Raw genomic sequence first — 24,667 nt, forward strand, 5'->3', positions numbered from 1 at the left:
CTGCACGGTCAATGCAGTGGGCGCTGACAAGCTGACCCGGCGTGCCAAACCCTCGAATCAGCCCTTTGCAGCAAACAGCTTTTGAGCTTCAGCAAAACATTTCTCGGCGATGGCCGAGCGAGGTTCGGTTTTGCGCATCACCAGACCCAGGGGCGCGAGAACACTTGCATCTGGAAGGTTGATAAAGGCCAGGTTATCGATCGGGTTTTCCAGGCCACTGTTCAGCGGCATGACCGAGCAGCAAAAACCTTCGTGAATGGCCTGGAACAACTGATAAGTCGAATCGGTTTCGAGTATCGGCTGTGGGGCCAGCCCGCGGCTGCGAAAACTCAGGTCAATGGATTTTCGATAGTGCATGCCGTTGCTGATCATCCCCAATGGCAGCTCGGCGGCATCTTCCCAGCTCATTTCCGTTCCTTCGAAATGGAAGTGGCGCGTGTCGTACAGCAAGCCGACGCGGGTCTCTCCTATTTCGAAAAAATCCAGATAATTGGGATTCACGTGATCGAGATAGCAGATGCCCAGATCCAGTTGGTTGTTACCGATCCCTTCGATGATTCGGTCTGAACTCATCGATGACAGACTGAATTTCAGCTCCGGGAACGTATGGGAAAGCCCCTGCACGTAGCTGATCGGATTAAAACCGCTGAGAGGCACCAGGCCCAGACGCAAATTGCCGACTAACTGACCGCGACACGCGGCGGCTTCGGCGAACAGCCCGTCATGCGCGGCGAGCAGTGTTCTCGCCCATGCCAGCACGCGTTCACCGGCCTGGGTGAAACCTTCGAAGCGCTGGCCTCGGGTGACCAGCTCCAGACCCAGTTCATCCTCAAGATTGCGCAAGCGCATGGACAGCGTCGGCTGAGTAATGTGGCAGCGCGCAGCCGCCTGCCCGAAGTGTCGAGTCTGTTCCAGGGCGATCAGGAATTTGAGTTGCTTGATGTCCACAATGGCACCTGCTGAGGGATGAAAGTGATGTCAGTAAAGCAGGTAAGTCTAATGATTAAAAACACCGAAAGTGCGGTGAGCAAACGATCTCACTGTCTGTCTTGTCAGTCCAATCACACGTATTGAACGAGCGATTGGTCAGCTCTATCACGACCGAATTCAATCTGCATAAGTCATCATGGTGGGTGAGAAAGTTTTCGATAGAGGCGCTCGATAAACCGGTTGGCCAGAACGATTAGACAGTGACTGTTTTAGCGAATTAGCCTCTGGCAATTGTTTTCATTATTGCCTGCCGGAGAATGACATGAGCGTTAAGTCGGATGCGTTATTTGTACCGTTGAATATGGCTGTGTTGACCGTCAGTGATACCCGTGACTATGCCAACGATACCTCCGGGCAATTGCTGGTCAGTCGATTACTGGAAGCTGGACACACGCTGAGTGAGCGAAACTTGCTCAAGGATGACCTGTACAAAATCCGCGCCCAGGTAGCCTGCTGGATTGCCGATGAAAATATTCAGGTGGTGCTGATTACCGGAGGCACTGGATTCACCGGGCGCGACAGCACACCTGAGGCTGTGAGCTGTTTGCTGGATAAGCAGATTGACGGCTTTGGCGAGCTGTTTCGGGCGATTTCCATCCTCGACATCGGCACCTCCACGGTTCAGAGCCGGGCCTTGGCCGGATTGGCCAACGGTACGCTGGTGTGTTGCCTGCCAGGTTCGACAGGTGCCTGTCGAACCGCATGGGAAGGCATTCTTGCCGAGCAGTTGGATGCACGCCACAGACCGTGCAATTTCGTGCCGCACCTCAAGCCCGTGCAAGCCTGCGGGTCGCGGGGATGAGTCAGTCACAGCTGATGTCTGTGGAGGAAGCCATCGCCAGTCTATTGGCCATGGCCGAGGCCCGACACTTGCAATGTGGGAACCGGGGGGGGCCACCAAGTTGTTAGCCGGCTGAAATGACGAAGGCCTCGCACGGGGTAATGCCGGTAAGTTAAGCGCAATACTGAACCTGTGGCGAGGGAGCTTGCTCCCGCTGGACTGCGCAGCAGTCCCCTTCTTTTGTGAAGAGAGGGGCCGCTTCGCGCCCCAGCGGGAGCAAGCTCCCTCGCCACAGGGAAGCGTCCATCCTTAACTTACGGGCATTACCCGCACGGGGCCTTCTTAATGAGTCAGCGTCCCGGAGTCGGGCTGTTTGAATTCGTTCATGCGTATCCTCCATTAATGAATCAGTCCAGCACGAAGTCCACGGGCTGAAGTAGCGGAGGGAGTTCTGTCGCACCCAGGGCGTCAAGCACTTCACGCTCGATGGTGCGCACGATGGCATTGGTTGGAAGGTCGTTTTCATCGCGACCAAAGGGGTCTTCCAATTCGTCGCCAATGGCATCCAGGCCAAAAAACGTATAACTCACAATCGCGGTGAACACAGGCGTTAGCCAGCCCAGTGGCTCGGCCATCGCGAAGGGCAGCAAGATGCAAAATATGTAGATGGTCCTGTGTAGCAGGAGTGTGTAGGGGAACGGCAGAGGTGTGCTTTTGATTCGCTCGCAGGTCGTCTGCGTGGTTGTCAGATTGGTCAAGTGATTGGCCATCAGCGTGTAACGCCATTCGTTGATCTCACCGGATTCGGCGAGCGTTGAACACTGTTGGCCGACTTGACGCAGGATCCTTTCAGGAATGTTGGGTGTGTTGGCAGAGGGCAATTTGCTAAGCCAGGTACTCGCCGTACTGAGTTCGTCTTCTTTGCGAAGCTTGGCGTTAAGCGCATGGGCAAACCCGCAGAGGTCGAGCAATACCTTGCTGCGTTGCTGTTTGTCCTTGATGACCTGGGTTTCCCGGATCATCGAGCGCACATCCATCACCATCGCACCGAGCGCCTTGCGCGCTTCATACCAACGGTCGTAGCAGGCGTTGTTACGAAAATTCATGAAGATTGAAAGTGATAACCCCAACAGCGTGAAGGGCGTGGCATTGACCTTTGAGAAGTACGCGGGATGGAGTGTTTCGACCAGGACAATAGCAGAGGCCAGGAGTGTCACCAGAAGGCTTCGCAGCGCGATACGCTTGGCAATCGAGCCTTTGAGTGAAATCAGCACATTGATCAGATTAGGTTTGGCTCTAACGATCATGGGAAACAGCCTTCTAGAAAGTAATGATCTGAAAACGAGGCAGGCTATCCGCCGGTCATGTTCATGAAACGGACAATTTGCACGTCATCATTGAGTTCAAAGTTGTGCCGGTACGGCTTGATTTTCATCGCCTCGATGATTGCCTTCTCCAGGCGCTCCGGCTCTCCTGGATAGCGGCGAAGCACTTCCTTCAGGTCGACGGAATGCTCATTGCCCAGACACAACAGGAGTCGGCCTTCGACGGTCAACCGAACACGATTGCAGGTAGCGCAAAAATTGTGGCTGTGGGGCGAGATGAACCCCAGGCGGATATGCGGCGCCTGGGCCAGGCGCCAATAGCGCGAAGGTCCTTGGGTCGATTCCGCGGAGTCGATGAGGGTGTAGCGTTCAGCAATCCGCTCGCGCACCTGCGCGCTTGAAAAGAACGCCCCGGCACGGCTGTGCTCGCTGATCACACCCAGTGGCATCTCTTCAATGAAGGAAATGTCCAGTCCACGATCGATCGCAAAACCAACGAGATCGTTTATCTCGTGATCGTTGCGGCCTTTCATGACGACGCAGTTGAGTTTGGTGTGTTGAAAGCCCGCCGCATTCGCTGCGTCAATGCCGGCGATGACTGCAGCCAGATCACCTGTGCGAGTCAGTTCGCGGAAACGATCGGCGTCCAGGCTGTCGAGGCTGATATTAAGGCGCTTGAGCCCCGCATCGAATAACGGTGCCGCGAGCTTGCCCAGCTGTGAACCGTTGGTGGTCATGCACAGCTCACGGAGTCCCGGCAACGCTGCAATGCGTTTACAGAGTTCTACAACGCCGGGGCGAATCAACGGTTCGCCACCGGTCAGGCGGATTTTTCGAGTGCCCAGCGCCACAAAGCTTTCAGCTAATTGATAGATCTCTTCCAGCGTTAATACGAGCTGTCGCGGCAAGAACTTCATGTCCTCGGCCATGCAATAGACACAGCGGAAATCGCACCGGTCGGTCACAGACATTCTGAGATAGTCGACCCGCCGAGAAAAATTATCCATCAACATTCGATCTGACATCTCAACCTCCATCAGCGGTCCAGGTACATCAGCCATGGCGCTGGTTTTGCAAAGCCACTGCTATATAGGGCCTTGTTGAGCCAAGACTAAGGTCATTTAAAGTGGCGGTCTAATCACTATTAACAACCGATTGATCGATGGAATCTATTGAGCGGAAAGTGGCTCGGATTAATGTTGTCTTGAATTTGTAATTGATTGATTTTTAGTGATTATTTTCTTGATAGAGCCTTTCGATGATCTGGTCATTATTTGCAATTAGACAGGCATGTAATGCGCGGAATAGTCTGGGTTCGTATCCCTGAATTGGGCCCGTGAAGTGATTAAGTGCGAATAACCCGCCGCTAAATTAAGGCGCCTTTTTACAGGCGCATAAAAACAGCCATTAACAATGACCTGACATTGGGTTGACGCCTACGTGCACGTCGTGGAGAAGTATCATGAGCGAAGTTGAACGTTATAAACCGTATAAGGGGGCGGCCGCTGGCTGGGGCGCGCTGATTGCTGTTACCAAAAACTGGTTGGGCAGCGAAAACGCGTTCAAGAACATTCGGGCCATGCTCAAGACCAACCAGAACGGCGGCTTCGACTGCCCGGGCTGTGCGTGGGGCGAGTCGCCGGAAAGTGGCATGGTCAAGTTCTGCGAGAACGGCGCCAAAGCGGTCAACTGGGAAGCCACCGGCCGTCTGGTCAACCCTGCGTTTTTCAACAAATACACGGTGTCGTCGCTGGCGGCGCAAAGTGACTATTGGCTTGAATACCAAGGGCGCCTGACGCACCCCATGCGCTATGACGCCTCCGCTGATCGTTACGTCGAAACCAGCTGGGACGATGCTTTTGCCTTGATCGCCAAACACCTGAAAGGGCTGACGTCGCCTGATCAGGCCGAGTTCTACACGTCCGGCCGGGCCAGCAACGAAGCGGCTTACCTCTATCAGCTATTCGTTCGCGCCTACGGCACCAACAACTTCCCTGACTGTTCGAACATGTGCCATGAGGCGAGCGGCCTGGGCATGGATGACAGCGTCGGCGTGGGTAAAGGCACGGTGACGTTCGATGACCTGGAGGAAGCCGACGCGATTTTTGTCATCGGCCAGAACCCGGGCACCAATCACCCGCGGATGCTTGAGCCACTGCGCGAAGCGGTGAAACGTGGCGCGCAGGTGATCTGTTTCAATCCACTGAAAGAGCGGGGTCTGGAACGTTTCCAGCATCCGCAACATCCGCTGGAAATGCTCACCAACGGCTCCGAACCGACCTCGTCGGCGTACTTTCGTCCGGCATTGGGCGGTGACATGGCGGCGATGCGCGGCATCGCCAAGTTTCTGTTGCAGTGGGAGCGTGAGGCGCTCGCGAACAACAGCGAGGCGGTGTTCGACCGTGCGTTCATCGCCGAGCACACCTCGGGCCTGGAAACCTACCTTGCCGAAGTCGACGCCACGACCTGGGAGCACATCGTCGAACAGTCCGGCCTGACCCTGGCGGACATCGAACTGGCGGCGCGCATGTACCGCAGAGCCACGCGGGTCATCATGTGTTGGGCGATGGGGGTGACCCAGCACACTCACTCGGTGGTGACTGTGCAGGAGATCATCAACGTGCAGTTGTTGCGTGGCAATATCGGTCGCCCAGGTGCAGGGCTGTCGCCGGTGCGCGGGCATAGTAACGTGCAAGGCGACCGCACCATGGGCATCAATGAACTGGCACCGCCTGAGTTTATGGACGCGCTGGAAGCACGCTTTGCCTTCAAGGCTCCGCGCCGACACGGTCATAACACGGTGATGGCGATTGCGGCGATGGAAGAGGGGCGCTCGAAAGTCTTCATCGGCCTGGGCGGCAACTTTGCCCAGGCAACCCCCGACAGCCCGCGCACTCATGACGCACTGCGCAACTGCGACCTCACGGTACACATCGCCACCAAGCTCAATCGCAGCCATTTGGTCACCGGCCGTGAGGCGTTGATTTTGCCGTGTCTGGGGCGCACCGATATCGACATTCAAGAGGAAGGTCCGCAAGGCGTGACGGTGGAAGACACCTTCAGCATGGTGCACATTTCCCACGGCCAGCTGAAACCCAAGTCTGCGTTGATGCGTTCAGAGCCGGCGATCATTGCCGGGATTGCCAACGCAACCTTGGGCAAACACCCCATTGACTGGCTCTGGGCGGTCGCCGATTACAGTCGCATCCGTGACCTGATTGCCGACACCATTCCCGGCTTCGAGGATTTCAATAAAAAACTGCTGCACCCCGGTGGCTTTCACCTGGGTAACGATGCCGCCAAACGCATCTGGAATACGGCTACTGGCAAGGCGCAGTTTGCCCCCAGCGAATTGCCGGAACACCTGGTCAGCGAAGGCGTGCGCAACCTCGACGTGAAGCCGGATCTGATCCTGCAAACCATGCGCTCCCACGATCAGTACAACACCACCTTGTACGGACTGGATGATCGTTATCGCGGCGTCTACGGCATGCGCGATGTGGTGTTCGTCAACGAGCAGGACATTCGCAAACTGGGTTACGAGCCGGGGCAAAAGGTCGACATGATCTCGCTGTGGGGCGATGGTCGTGAGCGTCGAGTGAGCGGTTTTACCTTGATCGCCTACGACATTCCGCCCGGTCAGGCCGCCGCCTATTACCCGGAAACCAACCCGCTGGTGCCGCTGGAAAGCTACGGCGACCGGACGTTCACGCCGACCTCGAAGTTCATCGCGATTCGCCTTGAACAGGCACAGGCCAGCAACCTGATCCAGTCCTTCGGCGCTTGAGTCTGGCCGGGGTGGCGTGATGGCCGCCCCAGCCTCACCAGATCATTGGAAATCTGTTCGCCGCGAGCCGTGAGGCTCACGGCGGCCGGGCTTTGTATGCGCGCGCATCGAGCCACTATGAGGGTATCGTCATGTTAAATCTGGAGGCGCTCGACCTGGCGCGAATTCAATTCGCGTTTACGGTCTCGTTTCACATCATATTTCCCGCCATCACCATCGGGCTTGCGAGTTTCCTGGCGGTCCTCGAAGGTCTTTGGCTGAAAAGCAACAACCCGGTTTACAAGGACCTGTATCACTTCTGGTCGAAAATCTTTGCGGTCAACTTCGGTATGGGAGTGGTTTCCGGGCTGGTCATGGCTTACGAGTTCGGCACCAACTGGAGCCGCTTCTCTGACTTCGCCGGGAGCATTACCGGGCCATTGCTCACCTATGAGGTGCTGACGGCGTTTTTCCTCGAGGCCGGCTTCCTCGGGGTGATGTTGTTCGGTTGGAACCGGGTAGGGCGAGGGCTGCACTTCTTTGCCACGGTAATGGTCGCCATCGGTACGTTGATCTCGACCTTCTGGATTCTGGCCTCCAACAGCTGGATGCAGACGCCACAGGGTTTCTCGATCGTGGATGGCCGGATCATGCCGATGGACTGGTTGGCCATCGTCTTCAACCCGTCGTTCCCTTTCCGACTGGCGCACATGGCCATCGCTGCGTTTGTGGCCACGGCGTTCTTTGTCGGGGCTTCCGCGGCCTGGCATTTGCTGCGTAAAAATGACACGCCTCACGTGCGCAAAATGCTCTCGATGGCGTTGTGGATGGCGTTGATCGTGGCGCCGATCCAGGCCGTGGTCGGTGATGCCCATGGTCTGAATACCCTGGAACATCAACCGGCAAAAATTGCCGCCATGGAAGGACACTGGGAAAACGTCGGTAACGAGCCGACGCCGCTGGCGCTGTTCGGTATCCCGGACATGGCGGCCGAGAAGACCCGTTATGCGCTGGAAATCCCTTACCTGGGCAGCCTCATCCTGACTCACAGCCTGGATAAACAGATCCCGGCGCTCAAGAGTTTCGCTAAAGAGGACCGTCCCAACGCGACCATCATTTTCTTCAGCTTCCGGATCATGGCCGGGCTTGGAATGTTGATGATCCTCACCGGTTTGCTGGGTCTTGCCTTACGCCGTAATGGCGCGCTGTACCGCAATCGGCTGTTCCTGCGCCTGGTGCTGTTCATGGGCCCGACCGGACTGATCGCGATGCTGGCGGGCTGGATCACCACCGAGGTCGGCCGTCAGCCGTGGGTCGTGTACGGCCTTCTGCGAACCGCCGATGCGGCGTCCAATCACACGGTCACGCAGCTGAGCATTTCGCTGGCGTTGTTTGTGTTGATCTACTTTTCGGTGTTCGCGGTGGGCATCGGTTACATGATGAAGCTGGTACGCAAAGGTCCCCAGCCGCATCACGAGCATCCGCCTCAGGGCGGTCCCGGTCAGGAGCGTACGCCACGCCGCCCCCTGTCCGCCGTCGCCGAGACGTTCGCGTCCGGCGATCACGTCAACTGAGCAAGGGGATTGATCATGGGCATTCAAGGTATAGATCTGTCGTTGATCTGGGGCGTCATCATTGCCTTTGGGGTAATGATGTACGTGATCATGGACGGCTTCGATCTGGGATTGGGCATCCTGTTCCCGCTCATCCCGGATAGGCAGGAACGCGATGTGATGATGAACACCGTCGCGCCGGTCTGGGACGGTAACGAAACCTGGCTGATACTCGGTGGGGCGGCACTTTACGGTGCGTTTCCCTTGGCTTACTCGGTGATTCTGGAGGCGTTGTATCTGCCACTGATTTTCATGCTGGCCGGGTTGATATTTCGTGGCGTGGCGTTTGAGTTCCGGTTCAAGGCCAGTCCTGAAAAACGCCATATCTGGGATATGGCCTTTATCGGCGGCTCACTCCTGGCAACGTTTTGCCAAGGCATCGTGATTGGCGCCTATATCGCTGGCATTCCAGTGGTCAATCGTCAGTTTGCAGGCGGCACCCTGGACTGGCTGTCAGCCTTTCCATTGTTCTGCGGTTTTGGGCTGATCGTTGCCTACGCGTTGCTCGGCAGTACCTGGTTGCTGGTCAAGACCGAAGGCATGCTTGAATCACGCATGCGACACTACACTCGGCCGCTGGCGTTCACCCTCACGGCGGTCGTGGCGGTGCTCTGTGTGTGGACACCATTGTTGCATCCCGAGATTGCGACTCGCTGGTTCACGCACGCGCATATCGTGGTCTTTGGCGGGTTGTTGATCCTTGGGGTGCTGGCGCTATTCGGGCTGCTTGGGACGCTACGCCAATATCACTCTCACTGGCCATTCGTGTTCACGTTGGCGCTGGTATTTCTGGGGTATATCGGTCTGGCCTTCAGTATCTGGCCGAATATCGTACCGCCCTCCATCAGTTTGTGGGATGCCGCATCGCCACCTTCAAGCCAGCTATTCATCTTGATCGGCACGTTGTTCATTCTGCCAATAATTCTGATGTACACCTGCTGGAGCTACTACGTGTTCCGCGGAAAAGTGAGGATCGGCGATGGCTACCATTGACAGTAGAAACGCTCGGGCCAGTGAAGAGTCGGTTACGCAAAACCAATCCTCCCCTTGGTATCGACGGGTGCTTTGGTTGATCGCTATCTGGTTCGGCAGTGTGATTGCACTGGGGGCAGTGGCGAGCTTTTTCCGGCTGATGATGCATATGGCCGGAATGACCACTCATTGATGGCTGATTTCAGATGATGAAGGCCCGGCGCGATCTTTCGCACCGGGCCTTTTTTTGTACCAATGGCTTAAGGCTTGCGATCAGCAAGCTCTTCGAGCAGGTCGGCTGAAGGAACGAAGAACAAGCCTCCGGTGACCGCCGTGCTGAAATCAAGCAGTCGGTCATAGTTGCCCGCGGGTCTGCCGACAAACATATTCTCGAGCATCTGCTCGATCGGTTCTGGCGAACGCGCATAGCCGATGAAGTACGTACCAAACTCGCCTGCGCCTGGCCGACCGAATGGCATGTTATCGCGCAGGATTTTCACCTCTTGTCCGTCCTTGGTGATGGTCGTCAAGGAACTGTGCGAACAGCTCGGCTTGACCGAATCATCGAGTTCGATATCGGAGAGTTTTTTGCGTCCGATAATGCGCTCCTGAGCCTCGACGGATAACTCGTTCCACGCGTCCATCTTGTGCAGGTATTTCTGTACCAGCACATAGCTGCCCCCACTAAACGACGGGTCTTCATCACCAATGATCGTGAAGTCGACCGCATGGCGCCCGACCGGGTTTTCGGTGCCGTCAACAAAGCCGACCATGCTGCGCATGTCGAAATAACGGAAGCCCTGAACTTCATCAACGACCGAGATCGCATCGCCAAGCGCTGAGAGCAATTGCGTCGCCAATTCGAAACACAGGTCCATCTGATCCGCACGAATGTGCAGCAAAATGTCGCCAGGCGTTGCAACCGCCCGACGCCCCTCTGTACCGAACTCGCGAAACGCGTGCAATGAGGCAGGACGCGGGCTGCCGAACAAGGTATCCCAGGCACTGGAACCAAAGCCGCATACGCACGACAAATTACCCGAGGGGACACGCTTGCCGACCGAGCGCGTGAGGGCCGCGACGTCTGCGCACCAGTCCCTTACAGCAGATTCACCACCAGGTTTGAGCGTTGCCACGATGAAAATCGCGCTGCTGGTAATGGGGCTACAGACGGATTGAGGATCAGGAGTTTGATTATCCATAGGCATGAGTTTTGTCATTGATAATTCCACAAGCGGCGGAACAGGAGTGAAAGACAGTAGCAGGTAATGGTTTCGAGGCAGCAATCGAAGCGGACATGCAAGCCATGCGGCGTACCTCGCTCATCGTCGTTTTCGGAGAAAACATTACCCTGAGCGTAACGGTTCACCGCTCATCTTGATTGATGCCTCTAGCATTAGCTCCTAATGTAACTCCACGAAAGCGAACCCGTGGAGTGAGCATGACAACAACAATATCCCCCGACTCGCGCTGGACGCGGCGGCGCACTGAAAAGCTGCGGCGCCTCGAGCAGGTACGAGGTCTCGCCGATGGTGTGGTGTTGCCCACCGACAAGATCGTGGCGGCACTTGAGGCCCTGATTTTGCCTGGCGACCGTGTGGTGCTGGAGGGCAACAACCAGAAGCAGGCGGACTTTCTTTCCCGCTCTCTGGCCAAGGCCGATCCGGCCAAGCTGCATGACCTGCACATGATCATGCCCAGCGTCGGTCGCTCGGAGCACCTGGACCTGTTCGAGCGCGGCATCGCCCGCAAGCTCGACTTCTCCTTCGCCGGCACCCAGAGCCTGCGCATCAGCCAGTTGCTTGAAGATGGCTTGCTGGAAATCGGCGCCATCCATACGTACATCGAGCTCTACGCCCGGCTGGTGGTGGACCTGATTCCCAACGTGGTGCTCTCGGCCGGTTTCATGGCCGACCGTGCCGGCAATATCTACACCGGAGCGAGCACCGAAGACACACCGGCGCTGATCGAGCCGGCGGCCTTCAGCGACGGCATTGTGATCGTCCAGGTCAACCAGTTGGTGGACGACGTCAGCGAGTTGCCTCGCGTGGACATTCCCGCGTCCTGGGTGGACTTCGTGGTGGTGGCCGACAAACCGTTCTACATCGAACCGTTGTTCACCCGCGATCCCCGGCACATCAAACCCGTGCATGTGCTGATGGCAATGATGGCGATCCGCGGGATCTATGAAAAACACAACGTTCAGTCGCTCAACCACGGCATCGGTTTCAACACGGCGGCCATCGAACTGATCCTGCCGACCTATGGCGAATCGCTTGGGCTCAAAGGCAAAATCTGCCGAAACTGGACCCTCAATCCGCACCCGACCCTGATTCCGGCCATCGAAAGTGGCTGGGTCGAAAGCGTGCATTGCTTCGGCACCGAACTGGGGATGGAAAATTACATCGCCGCACGGCCGGACGTGTTTTTCACCGGTCGCGACGGTTCCTTGCGTTCCAACCGAATGTTCTGCCAACTGGCCGGGCAGTACGCGGTCGACCTGTTTATCGGCGCGACCTTGCAGGTGGATGGCGACGGCCATTCTTCCACTGTGACCCGTGGACGCCTGGCCGGTTTCGGTGGCGCGCCGAACATGGGTCATGACCCGCGTGGTCGCCGTCACGGCACCCCGGCCTGGCTCGACATGCGCCACGGCGATGCTCCCGAAGCCTTGCTCGAACGTGGTAAAAAGCTCGTGGTGCAAATGGTCGAGACCTTCCAGGAGGGCGGTAAGCCGACCTTCGTTGAAACCCTCGATGCGGTTGAAGTGGCGAAGAAAAGCGGCATGCCTTTGGCGCCGATCATGATTTACGGCGACGACGTCACGCACCTGCTCACCGAAGAAGGCATCGCCTATTTGTACAAGGCACGCTCGCTGGAAGAGCGTCAGGCAATGATCGCGGCCGTGGCCGGAGTCACCGCCATCGGCCTGCGGCATAACCCCAAAGACACTGCGCGCATGCGCCGTGAAGGGTTGATCGCGTTGCCCGAAGACCTCGGCATCCGCCGCACCGATGCCACCCGCGAACTGCTGGCCGCGAAAAGCGTCGCCGATCTGGTGGAGTGGTCGGGTGGCTTGTACAACCCGCCCGCCAAGTTCAGGAGCTGGTAATGCACGCACTCAATCTGCAACCCAAGCGCCTGACCCTGGCCGAACGGCTGGCGGACCTGGCGGTAGACGCCCTGATCGACGAAGCCGACCTGTCGCCAAAACCGGCGCTGGTGGACCGTCGCGGCAGCGGTGCCCACAGCGATTTGCACCTGGGGCTGATGCACGCTTCGGCGCTGTCGCTGTGGCCGGCGTTCAAGGAAATGGCCGACGCGGCCATCGAGTTTGGCGCAGTCGGTCTGCCGCTGCGCGAAGCCCTCGGGCGGATCGGCCGCGAGGGCGAGCAAGCGATGCTGGCGACCACCAACGGTGTCAATACCCATCGCGGGGCGATCTGGGCCTTGGGCCTGTTGGTCGCCGCCGCCGCGCTGGAACCTGAATCCACTGCCGCCAGCTCGGTCACTGTGCGCGCCGCACGTCTGGCGTTACTCGAGGATCGTGATGCGCCGCGTCCGTTCAGTCACGGCGCCCAAGTGGCGCAACGTTACGGGGCTCGGGGCGCTCGGGAAGAAGCACAACTGGGCTTCCCGGCCGTGATGCAATTCGGCCTGCCGCAACTCCAACGCAGTCGCGCCGCTGGCAGCGGCGAACAGAACGCCCGGCTCGATGCCTTGCTGGCGATCATGACCACGCTCGCCGATACCTGCGTGCTTTACCGCGCCGGCGAGCAGGGGTTGCAAACGATGCAACTCGGCGCCAGGGCGGTGTTGGAAGCGGGCGGCACAGCCAGCCTGGCCGGTCGCCGTCGGCTGCATCTGCTCGACCAACAATTAATTGCGTTGAATGCCTCGCCCGGCGGCGCTGCGGATTTGCTCGCAGCCTGCCTGTTTATCGACCGCATCTCCTCTTGCGACGGCGTCATCCAGGGAGCTTTCTGATGGAAACCTTATCCTTTGAATTCCCCGCCGGGCAGCCGGCGCGGGGCAGGGCGCTGGTCGGCTGTGTCGGCTCGGGCGATCTCGAAGTGCTGCTCGAACCGGGGCAGGCCGGCACGCTGACGATCCAGGTGCAGACGTCGGTCAATGGCAGCCAACAGCGCTGGCAGCATTTGTTCGCACGGATGTTCGACGGCCAGACACCGCCGGCGATGCTCATCGATATTCATGATTTCGGAGCCACTCCTGGTGTGGTGCGCTTGCGTCTGGAGCAGGGCTTCGAGGAGATCGGCCATGAGTGACTACGCAGCATTGCTCAACAAATGCAGCTTCGTCGAACTCGGTGCCCGGCAACGCGCCAAAGCCTTGCTCGACGCCGGGACCTTCCGCGAATTGCTCGACCCGTTTCAGCGGGTCATGTCGCCGTGGCTATCGCGTCAGGGCGTGGTGCCGCAAGCCGATGACGGTGTGGTGATCGCCAAGGGCAGCATCGGCGGTTTGCCGGTGGTGATCGCCGCCATCGAAGGCGCATTCCAGGGCGGCAGCCTGGGTGAGGTCGGCGGGGCGAAAATTGCCGGCGCGCTGGAACTGGCAGCCGAGGACAACCGCAAGGGCATCCCCACCCGTGCCGTGCTGCTGCTGGAAACCGGTGGCGTGCGTTTGCAGGAAGCCAACCTCGGGCTGGCGGCGATTGCCGATATCCATGCGGCGATTGTCGATTTGCGCCAGTACCAGCCGGTGATCGGTGTGGTGGCCGGCAGCGTCGGTTGTTTTGGCGGCATGTCGATTGCCGCCGGGTTGTGCAGCTATCTGCTGGTCACTCAGGAAGCGCGACTTGGCCTCAATGGTCCGCAAGTGATCGAACAGGAAGCCGGGATCGAGGAATACGACTCGCGCGACCGTCCTTTCATCTGGAGCCTGACCGGCGGCGAGCAACGGTTCGCCAGTGGGCTGGTGGATCGGTATGTGGCCGATGACGTGGCGCAGATTCAGCAACACGTCAGCGAGCTGCTGCAACACGGGCTGCCCGCTGAACAGCGCAGTCGCCAGGCAGATCTGTTCCTGCAACGCCTCGCCCGTCTGGACGCGATGCCACAAATCGAACCGGCGACGGTTCGCGATCTGTATCAAGGAGCGCACTCATGAGCGGTTATTCCCTGAGAGGTTTGCACTGGTTTCAAGCCTTGAGTGCCGGCTCCAATATCGTCGACGGATTACCTGCTTCGTTGAAAGTCGCAGACGGCATGCTGGGTCAGCAGCCCGTGCGGTTTATCGCGGTGGTGGCTGATCCGCAGAACCGCTTTGTTCGTGCCCGTCACGGCGAGGTCGGTTTGTTGGAGGGCTGGGGTCTGGCCAAAGCGGTGGATGAGGTGATTGAAGCGGATCGCAACAAACCACAGAAGCGTGCGCTGATCGCCATCGTCGATGTGCCAAGCCAGGCTTATGGCCGCCGCGAAGAAGCCCTGGGCATCCATCAGGCCCTGGCCGGTGCTGCGGACAGTTATGCCCGAGCACGACTGGCCGGGCATGCGGTGATCGGTTTGCTGGTGGGCAAGGCGATGTCCGGGGCGTTTCTGGCCCACGGATATCAGGCCAACCGGCTGATTGCCCTGCGTGACCCTGGGGTGATGGTTCACGCCATGGGCAAGGTCTCGGCCGCGCGGGTCACCCTGCGCAGCGTTGAAGAACTCGAAGCCCTGGCCGCCAGCGTGCCGCCGATGGCCTATGACATCGACAGCTATGCCAGCCTCGGCCTGCTCTGGGAAACCCTGGCGGTGGAGCAGGTCGAGCAGCCGACCGCGAGCGATCTGGCTCGGGTTATCGACCGCTTGCTCCACGCCATAAGCGACGTCGAAGCCAGCGGGGCTGATTTGAGCTCCCGTCTGGGCGCGACCAACCGTGCGGCATCGAGCAAGGTTCGCCAACTGTTGCGTGAGCAATGGTGAACGGGTTTCTGGCCCATGACCTGCTCTGGGGACTGACCCCGGAGCAGTTGCCGGCGGATGCGCCGCTGTGGGTGGTCGAGGTCATGAGCGAAGGTCAACCAGTCGTGGTTCGACGCGCCTTGAGTGCTGCCGATCAGATTGCAGTAGGCGTACGTGGAGCGTTGCGCGAGCAGCGTTTCCCAACGCTGATGGCGGTCGAGGCGATCCAGCGTCGGGTACGGCCGGAAGACCTTTGCCATGTCGAGAGTGATCGTGACCTGCCGGCCTTGCAGGTTCTGGCGCAACTGCGGCCGATGCTCGATACCTGCGGTTGGGTTTGGGGCGTCAGTGGCAGCGCCGGGTTTGAGTTGGCCAGCGGCGTGACGGCATTGCATGAGCGCAGCGATCTCGACTTGATCTTGCGCACGCCGCAACCCTTGGACCGGGTTCAGGCGCAGGAACTGCTGACGTGGCTGGACGCCGCTGCGTGCCCGGTGGACATGCAATTGCAAACACCGCTGGGCGCGGTTGCCTTGCGTGAATGGGCCGGTCCGGCAAAGCGGGTGTTGCTCAAAAACGCCCGCGAAGCACGGCTGGTGAACGACCCTTGGCATCCACAGGAGCACACAGCGTGAGCAGCCTGTTGGTGTTCCCGGGCCAAGGTGCGCAGCAGCCGGGCATGCTTCATCGTTTGCCCGAGGCGAGCGTGATCGAGGCGAGCGAGGTGCTGGGCGAGGATGTTCTGCAACTTGATTCTGCCCAGGCGCTGAAATCGACCCGAGCGGTTCAGCTGTGCCTGCTGATCGCAGGCGTCGCTGCGGCGCGTATGTTGTTGCCGCACGGGTCGACAGTGGATTACGTGGCTGGGCTGTCCATCGGCGCCTATCCGGCGGCGGTGGTGGCGGGTGCGTTGCGCTTCAGCGATGCGCTGCATCTGGTCAGCCTGCGGGGTGAGCTGATGCAACAGGCCTATCCCCAGGGCTACGGCATGACCGCGATCATCGGTCTGGACCTGGCGACCGTGGAAGGCTTGCTGGCGCAGGTTCACAGCAGCGCGACGCCGGTTTACCTGGCCAACATCAATGCTGATAACCAGCTGGTTATCGCCGGCAGCGACTCGGCGATGAACGCCGTCGCCGAGTTGGCCCGGGGGCGTGGCGCGGGGTTGGCGAAACGGCTGGCGGTCAGCGTGCCGTCGCATTGCCCGCTGCTCGATGAACCCGCACAGGTGCTGGCCGAGGCGTTTGCCAACGTGCCGTTGCAGCTACCGACAGTGGGCTACTTGAGTGGCAGCCGCGCCCGACCGATCCGTTCGGTCGAGGCGTTGCGCGATGACCTGGCATTCAACATGTGCCGGGTGGTGGACTGGCGCGGCACCGTACAAAGCGCCTACGAGCGTGGCGTGCGGTTGCACATTGAACTGCCGCCCGGTGCGGTGCTCACCGGATTGGCGCGACGGGTCTTCGAACAAGGCACGGTCATCGCCTTCGATGGCGCGCGCCTGGATACGTTGCAAGCGCTGTTGCGTGAGGAGGGCAGTCGCCAACCCTAGACACCGCTCAGGCTACGAAGGACAAAAACAATAACTTCGACGATGCACTTTGAGGATGACAACAATGATTATTTACGGTGTGGCGCTGCTGGCGATCTGTACGCTGGCAGGGGTGTTCGTGGGCGACATGCTCGGCGTGTTGTTGGGCGTCAAGTCCAACGTCGGCGGGGTCGGTATCGCGATGATCCTGCTGATTCTCGCGAAGTTGTGGACGCACAAGCGCGGCGGCATGACCACGGAATGCGAGCTGGGCGTCGGCTTCTGGGGCGCCATGTACATTCCGGTGGTGGTGGCCATGGCCGCGCAACAGAACGTCGTCGCCGCCTTGCACGGTGGTCCGGTGGCCGTGCTGGCCGCCATCGGTTCGGTAGTGACCTGCGGCTGCACCATTGCCTTGATCAGCCGGATCCACAAGGGCGAGCCCTTGCCGGATGAGCCTGAGGATATAACCTCGGTTGCCGCCTCGATCGGGAGACACTGATATGTGGAATCTCATGGAAGCGGGTCTGAAACATAACGATCTGGTCACCGCGTTCGCATTCGTCGGCGTGATCATGTGGATCTCCGTCGTGCTCTCCAAACGCCTGACGTTCGGACGGATTCATGGCTCGGCGATTGCCATCGTCATCGGGTTGGTGCTGGCCTGGGTCGGCGGCACGCTCACCGGCGGGCAGAAAGGCCTGGCGGACGTCGCGGTGTTTTCCGGTATCGGCCTGATGGGCGGTGCCATGCTGCGCGACTTTGCGATCGTCGCCACGGCCTTCGAAGTGCAGGCCACCGAAGCGCGCAAGGCCGGGTTTATCGGCGCACTCGCGCTGCTGCTGGGGACCGTGCTGCCGTTTATTGTCGGGGCGTGCATCGCCTGGGCATTCGGTTATCGCGATGCAGTGAGCATAACCACCATTGGCGCCGGGGCGGTGACCTACATCGTCGGTCCGGTCACCGGCGCGGCGATTGGCGCCAGTTCCGATGTGGTCGCGCTGTCGATTGCCACGGGGTTGATCAAGGCCATTCTGGTGATGGTTGGCACGCCGATGGCGGCGCGCTGGATGGGGCTTGATAACCCGCGCTCGGCGATGGTCTTCGGTGGGTTGGCCGGCACCGTCAGCGGTGTGACGGCGGGCCTCGCGGCGACGGATCGGCGGTTGGTACCTTATGGCGCGCTGACCGCGACGTTTCATACAGGGTTGGGCTGCCTGCTGGGGCCGTCGTTGCTGTATTTCATCGTTCGCGGGATTGTCGGCTAGGTTCAAGATTTTCCTCGCCTGTTCTGACGCCATCGCGAGCAAGCTCGCTCCCACAGTGGATTGATAGTGTTGCTGCAATCTGTGGCAGCTCACAAATCTAATGTGGGAGCGAGCTTGCTCGCGATGGGGGCACCTCGGTTTCAGGCATGTCGATGGGCATACATCCGACACTCCGCCAACAACGCCAGCAGATTCGGATCACGCTCCTTGGCCTTCAGAAACACCACCCCAATGTGCTGCTGCAACCGATAGCGCTCCTGCAACGGGACCAGCTTCACGCGGTTCTCGTATACCGCAGCAATCCGCCCTGGCAGGAGCGCATAACCGACCCCGGAGCTGACCATGCTCAGCAGGGTGAAGATATCGTTGACCTGCATCGCTACCTTCGGCTCGAACCCCGCCTGCTTAAAGACCCGAATGCCGTCCTGGTGCGTAGCGAAGCCCTGGGTCAGGGTAATGAAGGTCTCGTTACGCACCTCGGCGAGGTCGACTTCGCTCCGTTGGGCAAACGGTGAGTCGGCTGGCGTGGCGAGGAAGATGTCGTCGGAAAACAGTGGGATCTGCTCGCAGTCCGGGTCGTTGACGGTGTCGTCCAGGGACACCAGGATCGCATCGACCTCCATGTTTTTGAGCTTGTACAGCAAGTCGAAGTTGGAGCCGAGGATCAGGTCGATGTTGAGTTCGCTGCGGCGAATCTTCAGGCCCATGATCAGTTGCGGCACCGTTTTCACCGTGAGTGAATACAGCGAGCCGAGCTTGAAGCGTTCGGCCGAAAAACCAGCGGCTTCGCGGGTCAGGCGTACGCTCTCGAGCACATCCTGAATCAGTTTCTGCGCCCGCTCTTCGAGCACATAGGCGCTTTCCAGTGGCGTCAGGCTGCGCCCTTCATGCTTGAACAGCGGGCAGCGCAGTGCGCTTTCCAGCGAGTGAATGGCCCGGTGCACACTGACATTGCTGGTCTGCAGTTCGGCCGCCGCACGGGCCAGGTTGCCGGTGCGCATGAAGGCCAGGAACACTTCCAGCTTTTTCAGGGTCAATTCTTCGTCGATCAGCATGGCGCAGACTCTTTTTCAATCGCCCGATTGTGCACTACTGGTCGACCTTTGGCTCAAGGGTTTATGGCCACCTGGTGTGGCCGGCAGTTGAGGTACGCCGAGGATTTCAGCCAGCGCTGGTCGGGGTACCAGGAAAACATGAACTGGCCGTCCTTGAGTGTGTCGATTACCTGACGCGCCACTTGTGGCCGCACTGCCGGGCAGCCCAGGCTGCGTCCGATGCGGCCCTGGCGCTCGCTCCACAACGGACTCACGTAATCGGCCGCGTGAATCACGATGTCACGGTCGCGTGCGCGGTCATTGAAACCCGGCTCCAGACCGTCCATGCGCAGCGAGTAGCCGTGGCTGCCCTGGTAGCTTTCCTGGGTGCGGAACAGGCCCAGGCTGGACTGATAGCTGCCGACGCGATTGGAGAACTGCGTGGCGAAATTTTCCCCGGACTTTTGCCCGTGGGCGACCAGATCGCGCAGCACCAGGGACTTTTTGCGCAGATCGAAGATCCACAGGCGACGTGCCGTGGAAGGTTGTGAATAGTCGATCACGGCCAGGCGTTCGGCTTGTCTGGCGCCATTGTTGATGGCGCATTGCATGGCGCTCAGGGCACTTTGTAGCGCTTGGGGATTGAGTTCCGGAGCGACCTGCGCGAGGCTGTTATACAACGCTTGGTTGTGGGTGCTGGCAGCGAGCACCGGAGTGCAAATCGCGCTCAGGGTCGTCGCTGCCAGACTGAGTCGGCGCACAAAGGTCAGCATGTGTTGAGAGTCTCATTGTTATTGTTATTGTTGACTCCCGACGTCCTGTCATTTCACCGGCAGGCCTGTTGATACGCTGGCCTTATTGCTTGCCGCACCGGCTGCAGAGGTTGACCGTCTACGTGACGGTCGTGGAGTGGAGTAAAGCTGTTGATCAAAAAGCTCGCATGTTACTTGAGCCTTTGCCTGCTCGCTGCGCCATTGGTCGCGACTGCCCAGAACGAGCTGGCCGATCACGACAGTCCGTTGCAATTGGCGCTCACTCAATTGCCGGTCGATTGCCCACGCCTGGCCGCGCACCTGAGCGCACCTGCGCAAATGCTGTTGCAGGCTTTTTATCAGCAGCAAAATTACCTCCTGATCTGGCCTGTCAGCGGGCGCTTGTCGGCATTGCAGGCACAGTTGCGGCAGTTGGCCGATGACGGGCTGGACCCAAGCCGCTATAACCTGCCCACGGACAATTCCGAGGGTGACGCGTTGTGCGTCGACATCGGCATCAGTGCGCATTACCTGCAAGCCTTGCAGGACCTGCACTACGGTCGCTTGCGGCAATCGCGTTTCGAGCCGCTGTGGCATGCGCAGGCGTTGCCGCAGGATCGACACGCCGAGGTGCTTGCCATCGCCGGGCCGGGTTTGCAGGACATTGCGGCGGCTTTTCAGCAGGCCCGTCCAAGCCTTGAGCTTTATCAGAGTTTGCGCCGCGTTTATGCCCGCCAGCGCCAGCAGGCGTTGCCCCATTGGCCAGCAGTCGCCAGCGGGCCTTTGTTGCGCCCCGGCACGCATGACGCGCGAATACCGGTGTTGGCGCGGCGGTTGTTCAGCGAGGGCTATCTGCCCAGCGTTTCCGCGAGTCTCGGCACCGCCTACAACACGGAACTGGTGAGTGCGGTGAAAAACTTCCAGCTAAGCCATTCGCTGCAAGCGGATGGCATGGTTGGATCGGACACGGTGGTTGAGTTGAATGTCAGTCCGGCGACGCGGCGCGAGCAACTGCGCATCAACCTCGAACGCTTTCGCTGGCTGGCGCAGGATCTGGAGCCCAATGGCTTGCTGATCAATGTGGCCGCGGCGCAGTTGACCGTCTATCAGGCCGGTGTGCCGGTCTGGCAGACGCGGACCCAGGTGGGGCGTGCCGAGCGGCAGACCCCGCTGCTGAAATCGTCGGTCACGCGCCTGACCCTGAACCCGACCTGGACGGTGCCGCCGACCATCATGCGTGAAGACAAGCTGCCGGAGATTCGCCGGGATCAGACGTTCCTGAGTAAACAAAACCTGCAGGTGCTGGATAGCGACGGCCATCCGTTGGTGGCGGACGATATCGACTGGGATAACCCTGGCAACATCCTCTTGCGCCAGGATGCCGGACCGAAGAACCCGCTGGGACAGATGGCGATCCGCTTTCCCAATCCGTTCTCCGTGTACCTGCATGACACCCCCAGCCAGGCGCTATTCAACAAGGGGCCGCGCGCCTTCAGCTCAGGCTGTGTGCGGGTCGAGCAAGCGATGCAACTGCGCGATCTGTTGTTGAGTCCGGCGGAGCGTGTGCGTACCAACGAGTTGCTGGCGACAGGGCTTACCCACGAATTCAGGCTGGCCAAACCGGTGCCGATCCTGCTCAGCTACTGGACGGTGCAAGCCGACAGCCATGGCCGGTTGCTCTATGCCCCGGATATTTATGGGCGTGATGCAGCCTTGTCGGCCGCGCTGGGCAGCAAGTCCTGAGCAGGACTCTCACCCCGGTTTGGAGATACAAAACATGAATAATGAGCCGCGTGAGCAGGGCGAACCGTTCAAGCGGCTGTTCTTTGCGCTGCCCTGCGCCATTGCCCAACGCCGAGCCATCGCCCAATGGCGAAGCGCTCTTGGGCTGGGTAGCGGGCGCCCGGTGCCAGCGGAAAACTTTCATCTGACGCTGATGTTTCTGGGGGCTGTGGCGGTGGCGCAGGTTCCGGTTATCTGCGCGGCTGCCGCGCAAGTACGAACGCCAGGCGAGCCGTTGAATGTATCGCTCGATCATCTGGATGCATGGCGTCGAGCCGGCATTTTATTACTCGCGCCAAAGCAGACACCGCTGCCTTTGCGTCAGATGGTTTACGCCTTGCAACAGGCGATGCTGCCGCTTGGGTTTGTCGACGAGCCCCGGGAATATCGTCCTCATTTGACCTTGATGCGGGACTTTCGAGAGCCTGTCCCGGAGTCGGAGACGCCCCCCGACTTTCACTTGAGTGCCAGGCATTTCGCCCTGTTCGAATCGCATAAAGGTCGCTATCGGGCGCTGGCTGAATGGCCTCTGTTATCAATGACCGGGTCAGGAGAATAGGGGGCTCGCTCCAGTCAGTTGGTGGTACATCTTGACCCTGCGGTGGCTATTTGCATAACCGCCCATCGCTGAAACCGTCCCGCTTTGAATATGGTCCAGATAACGGAATATCGTGCGTGGCGAAATAAAGCCGATCTTGTAGTTCAACGCCGCCATTCGATCTTGCAGCTCATAACCGGGATTACGCTCATCCATATGAAAGTGCAGCCCGTGCTGTTTGATCAGTCGAGCATTCCACAGGGTGCAAAAGCTCTTCAAGTGAACTTCTTTGAACGGTTTCGGCGTCTTTGCATTAAACCCCAAGGCCAGCAGACTACGCCGTGTGTAGTGTTTGAAAAACCGTGAAGTCAGGCGCCAGGCCGATCGGGTCACGCCTCGATTCAGCTGTTCCAGGCAGCCGACCGCCGCTACTTCTTGCGGGCCTGCGCACTGGCTGAGCATCAGGCCGAAAACAGCCGGGTCGTAAATGAACGTATCGGTGTGCAACAAGAACAGGTACTCGGTTTCAACCTGCTCCAGGGCAAGATCCAGGGCTCGGCCGTGAGCCATACTCCCGGCTTCAGGGCCGTTGCTTTTACGCTCGATCAGGTTGATCCAGTCGAGCGTGCGCAGGTATTCGCTGCTCGCATCGTTCGAATAGTTGTCCACTACAAATACCGGCACGCCTGCCGCCTGCACATGCTCGCGCAGCAGTTCCAGGCAGGTTTTGGTCAGTTCAAGCGATTTATAGTTGACCAACACAATGCTGTAGTTGGCCTTGGTCGAAAGTGGATGCGTCATGAGTGGGTGAGCCTCGATTGCTGCCTGAACTTCAGGCTTGCGCTCATCCTAAAGAGGGCAATCTTTCGGCCTGTTCCCACATGGATAAATTTTTTGACAGGGTTGTTTCTGTTTCTGATGAGCGGGGGAGTCGGGCGGGCGAAGGGGATAGATCTATTCGAGAGAGGACGAGGACAGGTTCTTACGTGGAAATGAACCAGTCCTCGCGTGCTTCAGGGCATCACTCTGCGTAGCAGCCGGGACTCAGCGCACCAGGCAGGGCTTTTTGTTATCGAACTTCCAGCCGGGAATCATGAACTGCATGGCCACGCTGTCGTCACGCGCGCCCAGGCCCATGCCTTTGTAGAGTTCGTGGGCCTTGGCGACGGCGTCCATGTCGATATCGACGCCCAGGCCGGGTCTGGCTGGAACCTCGATGTGACCGTCGACGATTTGCAGAGGCTCCTTGGTCAGGCGTTGCCCGTCCTGCCAGATCCAGTGGGTGTCGATTGCGGTGATCTCGCCGGGTGCAGCTGCCGCAACCTGGGTGAACATCGCCAGCGAAATGTCGAAGTGATTGTTGGAATGAGAGCCCCAGGTCAGCCCCCACTCATGGCACATCTGCGCCACGCGTACCGAGCCTTGCATGGTCCAGAAGTGCGGATCGGCCAATGGAATGTCCACCGACTGTAGCTGGATGGCATGGCCCATTTCGCGCCAGTCTGTAGCAATCATGTTGGTCGCCGTCGGCAGACCGGTGGCTCGGCGAAATTCGGCCATCACCTCACGGCCGGAATAACCGTTTTCAGCGCCGCATGGGTCTTCGGCGTAAGCGAGAACGTGATGCTGATCGCGGCACAAACGGATGGCTTCTTTAAGCGACCATGCGCCATTCGGGTCGAGGGTGATGCGCGCATCAGGAAAGCGCTCGGCCAAAGCAGTAACAGCTTCAATTTCTTCATCGCCGCTCAACACGCCGCCCTTGAGCTTGAAGTCGTTGAAACCGTATTTGGCCTTGGCGGCCTCGGCCAGGCGCACGATGGCTTCAGGCGTCATCGCCTGTTCGTGACGCAAGCGGAACCAGTCATCCGCATCGGGTTCGCTGCGGTACGCCAGATCGGTCTGGTTGCGGTCACCAATGTAGAACAGATAACCGAGCATCTTTACCGCGTCACGTTGCTGGCCTTCGCCGAGCAAGGCCGCCACCGGGACTTCGAGGAACTGGCCGAGCAAGTCCAGCAGGGCGGCCTCCATGGCGGTCACCGCATGAATGGTGATGCGCAAGTCAAAGGTTTGCAGGCCACGGCCGGCCGAGTCGCGGGCCGCGAAAGCGCTGCGCATGGCGTTCAGGATGCTTTGGTATTTGCCGATCGGCTGCCCGACCACCAGGCTGCGGGCGTCTTCCAGGGTTTCACGAATGCGCTCGCCGCCGGGGACTTCACCGACGCCGATGTTGCCGGAGCTGTCCTTGAGAATGACGATATTGCGAGTGAAGAATGGGCCGTGGGCGCCGCTGAGGTTCATCAGCATGCTGTCGTGGCCGGCAACAGGAATGACCTGAAGGCTGGTGATCAGCGGGGCTTTTCCGGTGTGGTAAAGGTGTTCGGTATTCATGTTCATTTCCTG

The 24,667-nt window shown here is 59.3% G+C and carries 24 protein-coding genes; 16 read left to right on the forward strand and 8 right to left on the reverse strand.

Annotation, left to right across the window (positions count from 1 at the left end):
• Positions 1 to 57: 57 nt before the first annotated feature.
• Positions 58 to 948, reverse strand: a complete 891-nt coding sequence (locus BK659_RS23950) for a LysR family transcriptional regulator (protein ID WP_123427703.1) — start codon at positions 946 to 948, stop codon at positions 58 to 60.
• A 304-nt stretch (positions 949 to 1,252) separates the two neighbouring features.
• Here BK659_RS23950 and moaB point away from each other — a divergent pair, with 304 nt between their 5' ends.
• Positions 1,253 to 1,792, forward strand: a complete 540-nt coding sequence (moaB, locus tag BK659_RS23955; RefSeq protein WP_123427705.1) for a molybdenum cofactor biosynthesis protein B — start codon at positions 1,253 to 1,255, stop codon at positions 1,790 to 1,792.
• A 386-nt stretch (positions 1,793 to 2,178) separates the two neighbouring features.
• On the opposite strand, the gene BK659_RS23965 is transcribed toward moaB, so the two are convergent.
• The gene (locus BK659_RS23965) at positions 2,179 to 3,078 is read right to left on the reverse strand and encodes a bestrophin family protein (RefSeq protein WP_123427707.1); all 900 of its coding nucleotides are present in this window, start codon (positions 3,076 to 3,078) and stop codon (positions 2,179 to 2,181) included.
• A gap of 44 nt (positions 3,079 to 3,122) precedes the next feature.
• Entirely contained in the window at positions 3,123 to 4,121 is a 999-nt protein-coding gene (gene moaA, locus BK659_RS23970; RefSeq protein ID WP_123427709.1) for a GTP 3',8-cyclase MoaA, read from the reverse strand.
• A 437-nt stretch (positions 4,122 to 4,558) separates the two neighbouring features.
• On the opposite strand from moaA, the gene BK659_RS23975 reads away from it, so the two are divergent.
• The 4 genes from BK659_RS23975 (at position 4,559) to BK659_RS23990 (ending at position 9,640) form a co-directional block, all read left to right on the forward strand.
• Entirely contained in the window at positions 4,559 to 6,883 is a 2,325-nt protein-coding gene (locus BK659_RS23975) for an FdhF/YdeP family oxidoreductase (RefSeq protein ID WP_123427711.1), read from the forward strand.
• A gap of 131 nt (positions 6,884 to 7,014) precedes the next feature.
• Entirely contained in the window at positions 7,015 to 8,436 is a 1,422-nt protein-coding gene (locus tag BK659_RS23980; RefSeq protein WP_123427713.1) for a cytochrome ubiquinol oxidase subunit I, read from the forward strand.
• 15 nt (positions 8,437 to 8,451) lie between these two features.
• Positions 8,452 to 9,468, forward strand: a complete 1,017-nt coding sequence (cydB, locus tag BK659_RS23985) for a cytochrome d ubiquinol oxidase subunit II (RefSeq protein WP_123427715.1) — start codon at positions 8,452 to 8,454, stop codon at positions 9,466 to 9,468.
• Complete coding sequence (locus BK659_RS23990) at positions 9,455 to 9,640, forward strand: DUF2474 domain-containing protein (protein WP_123427716.1); 186 nt, start codon at positions 9,455 to 9,457, stop codon at positions 9,638 to 9,640. Before cydB ends, BK659_RS23990 begins: the two co-directional genes overlap by 14 nt.
• Positions 9,641 to 9,707: 67 nt before the next feature.
• Here BK659_RS23990 and BK659_RS23995 read toward each other — a convergent pair whose 3' ends face one another.
• Positions 9,708 to 10,649 carry a Dyp-type peroxidase gene (locus BK659_RS23995; protein ID WP_404942546.1) on the reverse strand — a complete coding sequence of 314 codons (942 nt, stop codon included), beginning with the start codon at positions 10,647 to 10,649 and terminating at the stop codon, positions 9,708 to 9,710.
• 239 nt (positions 10,650 to 10,888) lie between these two features.
• Here BK659_RS23995 and mdcA point away from each other — a divergent pair, with 239 nt between their 5' ends.
• The 9 genes from mdcA (at position 10,889) to madM (ending at position 18,155) form a co-directional block, all read left to right on the forward strand.
• Positions 10,889 to 12,559: a malonate decarboxylase subunit alpha gene (mdcA, locus tag BK659_RS24000; protein ID WP_123427720.1), complete on the forward strand. Its 1,671-nt coding sequence runs from the start codon at positions 10,889 to 10,891 to the stop codon at positions 12,557 to 12,559.
• Positions 12,559 to 13,434 (forward strand): triphosphoribosyl-dephospho-CoA synthase, encoded by an 876-nt coding sequence (locus tag BK659_RS24005; protein WP_123427722.1) that lies wholly within the window; start codon positions 12,559 to 12,561, stop codon positions 13,432 to 13,434. The genes mdcA and BK659_RS24005 overlap by 1 nt, the downstream gene beginning before the upstream one ends.
• Entirely contained in the window at positions 13,434 to 13,733 is a 300-nt protein-coding gene (locus BK659_RS24010; RefSeq protein ID WP_123427724.1) for a malonate decarboxylase subunit delta, read from the forward strand. Before BK659_RS24005 ends, BK659_RS24010 begins: the two co-directional genes overlap by 1 nt.
• Positions 13,726 to 14,577: a biotin-independent malonate decarboxylase subunit beta gene (locus BK659_RS24015; RefSeq protein ID WP_123427726.1), complete on the forward strand. Its 852-nt coding sequence runs from the start codon at positions 13,726 to 13,728 to the stop codon at positions 14,575 to 14,577. The genes BK659_RS24010 and BK659_RS24015 overlap by 8 nt, the downstream gene beginning before the upstream one ends.
• Entirely contained in the window at positions 14,574 to 15,377 is an 804-nt protein-coding gene (gene mdcE / locus BK659_RS24020; protein ID WP_123427727.1) for a biotin-independent malonate decarboxylase subunit gamma, read from the forward strand. The genes BK659_RS24015 and mdcE overlap by 4 nt, the downstream gene beginning before the upstream one ends.
• Positions 15,371 to 15,991, forward strand: coding sequence for a malonate decarboxylase holo-ACP synthase (locus BK659_RS24025; protein WP_123427729.1), 621 nt, complete (start codon positions 15,371 to 15,373; stop codon positions 15,989 to 15,991). Before mdcE ends, BK659_RS24025 begins: the two co-directional genes overlap by 7 nt.
• Positions 15,988 to 16,908 carry a malonate decarboxylase subunit epsilon gene (gene mdcH, locus BK659_RS24030; RefSeq protein WP_123427731.1) on the forward strand — a complete coding sequence of 307 codons (921 nt, stop codon included), beginning with the start codon at positions 15,988 to 15,990 and terminating at the stop codon, positions 16,906 to 16,908. Before BK659_RS24025 ends, mdcH begins: the two co-directional genes overlap by 4 nt.
• 64 nt (positions 16,909 to 16,972) lie before the next feature.
• The gene (gene madL / locus BK659_RS24035; RefSeq protein WP_123427733.1) at positions 16,973 to 17,389 is read left to right on the forward strand and encodes a malonate transporter subunit MadL; all 417 of its coding nucleotides are present in this window, start codon (positions 16,973 to 16,975) and stop codon (positions 17,387 to 17,389) included.
• 1 nt (position 17,390) lies between these two features.
• Complete coding sequence (gene madM / locus BK659_RS24040) at positions 17,391 to 18,155, forward strand: malonate transporter subunit MadM (RefSeq protein WP_123427735.1); 765 nt, start codon at positions 17,391 to 17,393, stop codon at positions 18,153 to 18,155.
• Positions 18,156 to 18,295: 140 nt separating this feature from the next.
• On the opposite strand, the gene BK659_RS24045 is transcribed toward madM, so the two are convergent.
• Both BK659_RS24045 and BK659_RS24050 read right to left on the reverse strand, forming a co-directional pair.
• Positions 18,296 to 19,210, reverse strand: a complete 915-nt coding sequence (locus BK659_RS24045; protein ID WP_123427737.1) for a LysR family transcriptional regulator — start codon at positions 19,208 to 19,210, stop codon at positions 18,296 to 18,298.
• 53 nt (positions 19,211 to 19,263) lie between these two features.
• Complete coding sequence (locus BK659_RS24050; protein ID WP_123427739.1) at positions 19,264 to 19,962, reverse strand: murein L,D-transpeptidase catalytic domain family protein; 699 nt, start codon at positions 19,960 to 19,962, stop codon at positions 19,264 to 19,266.
• Positions 19,963 to 20,112: 150 nt separating this feature from the next.
• Here BK659_RS24050 and BK659_RS24055 point away from each other — a divergent pair, with 150 nt between their 5' ends.
• Together BK659_RS24055 and thpR are read left to right on the forward strand one after the other, a co-directional pair.
• On the forward strand, positions 20,113 to 21,684 hold the full coding sequence (locus tag BK659_RS24055; RefSeq protein WP_123427741.1) for a L,D-transpeptidase family protein: 1,572 nt from the start codon (positions 20,113 to 20,115) through the stop codon (positions 21,682 to 21,684).
• Positions 21,685 to 21,718: 34 nt separating this feature from the next.
• Positions 21,719 to 22,282 (forward strand): RNA 2',3'-cyclic phosphodiesterase, encoded by a 564-nt coding sequence (thpR, locus tag BK659_RS24060; RefSeq protein ID WP_123427744.1) that lies wholly within the window; start codon positions 21,719 to 21,721, stop codon positions 22,280 to 22,282.
• Here thpR and BK659_RS24065 read toward each other — a convergent pair.
• Both BK659_RS24065 and gudD read right to left on the reverse strand, forming a co-directional pair.
• The gene (locus tag BK659_RS24065) at positions 22,271 to 23,062 is read right to left on the reverse strand and encodes a glycosyltransferase family 2 protein (RefSeq protein ID WP_123427746.1); all 792 of its coding nucleotides are present in this window, start codon (positions 23,060 to 23,062) and stop codon (positions 22,271 to 22,273) included. The two genes, thpR and BK659_RS24065, sit on opposite strands and share 12 nt — an antisense overlap.
• Positions 23,063 to 23,305: 243 nt before the next feature.
• A complete protein-coding gene (gene gudD / locus BK659_RS24070) occupies positions 23,306 to 24,655 on the reverse strand; it encodes a glucarate dehydratase (protein WP_123427748.1) in 1,350 nt (449 codons plus the stop codon).
• Positions 24,656 to 24,667: the final 12 nt, after the last annotated feature.

It is taken from the genome of Pseudomonas brassicacearum (assembly GCF_003732225.1).
In the GTDB taxonomy this organism is placed as follows: domain Bacteria; phylum Pseudomonadota; class Gammaproteobacteria; order Pseudomonadales; family Pseudomonadaceae; genus Aquipseudomonas; species Aquipseudomonas brassicacearum_E.

Coding starts and splice junctions, on each gene's coding strand:
- moaA (WP_123427709.1), bottom strand. CDS start 4,121: ATGTCAGATCGAATGTTGATGGATAATTTTTCTCGGCGGGTCGACTAT.
- BK659_RS23975 (WP_123427711.1), top strand. CDS start 4,559: ATGAGCGAAGTTGAACGTTATAAACCGTATAAGGGGGCGGCCGCTGGC.
- BK659_RS24005 (WP_123427722.1), top strand. CDS start 12,559: ATGCACGCACTCAATCTGCAACCCAAGCGCCTGACCCTGGCCGAACGG.
- gudD (WP_123427748.1), bottom strand. CDS start 24,655: ATGAATACCGAACACCTTTACCACACCGGAAAAGCCCCGCTGATCACC.
- madL (WP_123427733.1), top strand. CDS start 16,973: ATGATTATTTACGGTGTGGCGCTGCTGGCGATCTGTACGCTGGCAGGG.
- BK659_RS24015 (WP_123427726.1), top strand. CDS start 13,726: ATGAGTGACTACGCAGCATTGCTCAACAAATGCAGCTTCGTCGAACTC.
- thpR (WP_123427744.1), top strand. CDS start 21,719: ATGAATAATGAGCCGCGTGAGCAGGGCGAACCGTTCAAGCGGCTGTTC.
- BK659_RS24010 (WP_123427724.1), top strand. CDS start 13,434: ATGGAAACCTTATCCTTTGAATTCCCCGCCGGGCAGCCGGCGCGGGGC.
- BK659_RS23965 (WP_123427707.1), bottom strand. CDS start 3,078: ATGATCGTTAGAGCCAAACCTAATCTGATCAATGTGCTGATTTCACTC.
- BK659_RS23990 (WP_123427716.1), top strand. CDS start 9,455: ATGGCTACCATTGACAGTAGAAACGCTCGGGCCAGTGAAGAGTCGGTT.
- cydB (WP_123427715.1), top strand. CDS start 8,452: ATGGGCATTCAAGGTATAGATCTGTCGTTGATCTGGGGCGTCATCATT.
- BK659_RS23995 (WP_404942546.1), bottom strand. CDS start 10,649: ATGGATAATCAAACTCCTGATCCTCAATCCGTCTGTAGCCCCATTACC.
- BK659_RS24025 (WP_123427729.1), top strand. CDS start 15,371: ATGGTGAACGGGTTTCTGGCCCATGACCTGCTCTGGGGACTGACCCCG.
- madM (WP_123427735.1), top strand. CDS start 17,391: ATGTGGAATCTCATGGAAGCGGGTCTGAAACATAACGATCTGGTCACC.
- moaB (WP_123427705.1), top strand. CDS start 1,253: ATGAGCGTTAAGTCGGATGCGTTATTTGTACCGTTGAATATGGCTGTG.
- BK659_RS24065 (WP_123427746.1), bottom strand. CDS start 23,062: ATGACGCATCCACTTTCGACCAAGGCCAACTACAGCATTGTGTTGGTC.
- BK659_RS23980 (WP_123427713.1), top strand. CDS start 7,015: ATGTTAAATCTGGAGGCGCTCGACCTGGCGCGAATTCAATTCGCGTTT.
- mdcA (WP_123427720.1), top strand. CDS start 10,889: ATGACAACAACAATATCCCCCGACTCGCGCTGGACGCGGCGGCGCACT.
- BK659_RS24045 (WP_123427737.1), bottom strand. CDS start 19,210: ATGCTGATCGACGAAGAATTGACCCTGAAAAAGCTGGAAGTGTTCCTG.
- BK659_RS24050 (WP_123427739.1), bottom strand. CDS start 19,962: ATGCTGACCTTTGTGCGCCGACTCAGTCTGGCAGCGACGACCCTGAGC.
- mdcE (WP_123427727.1), top strand. CDS start 14,574: ATGAGCGGTTATTCCCTGAGAGGTTTGCACTGGTTTCAAGCCTTGAGT.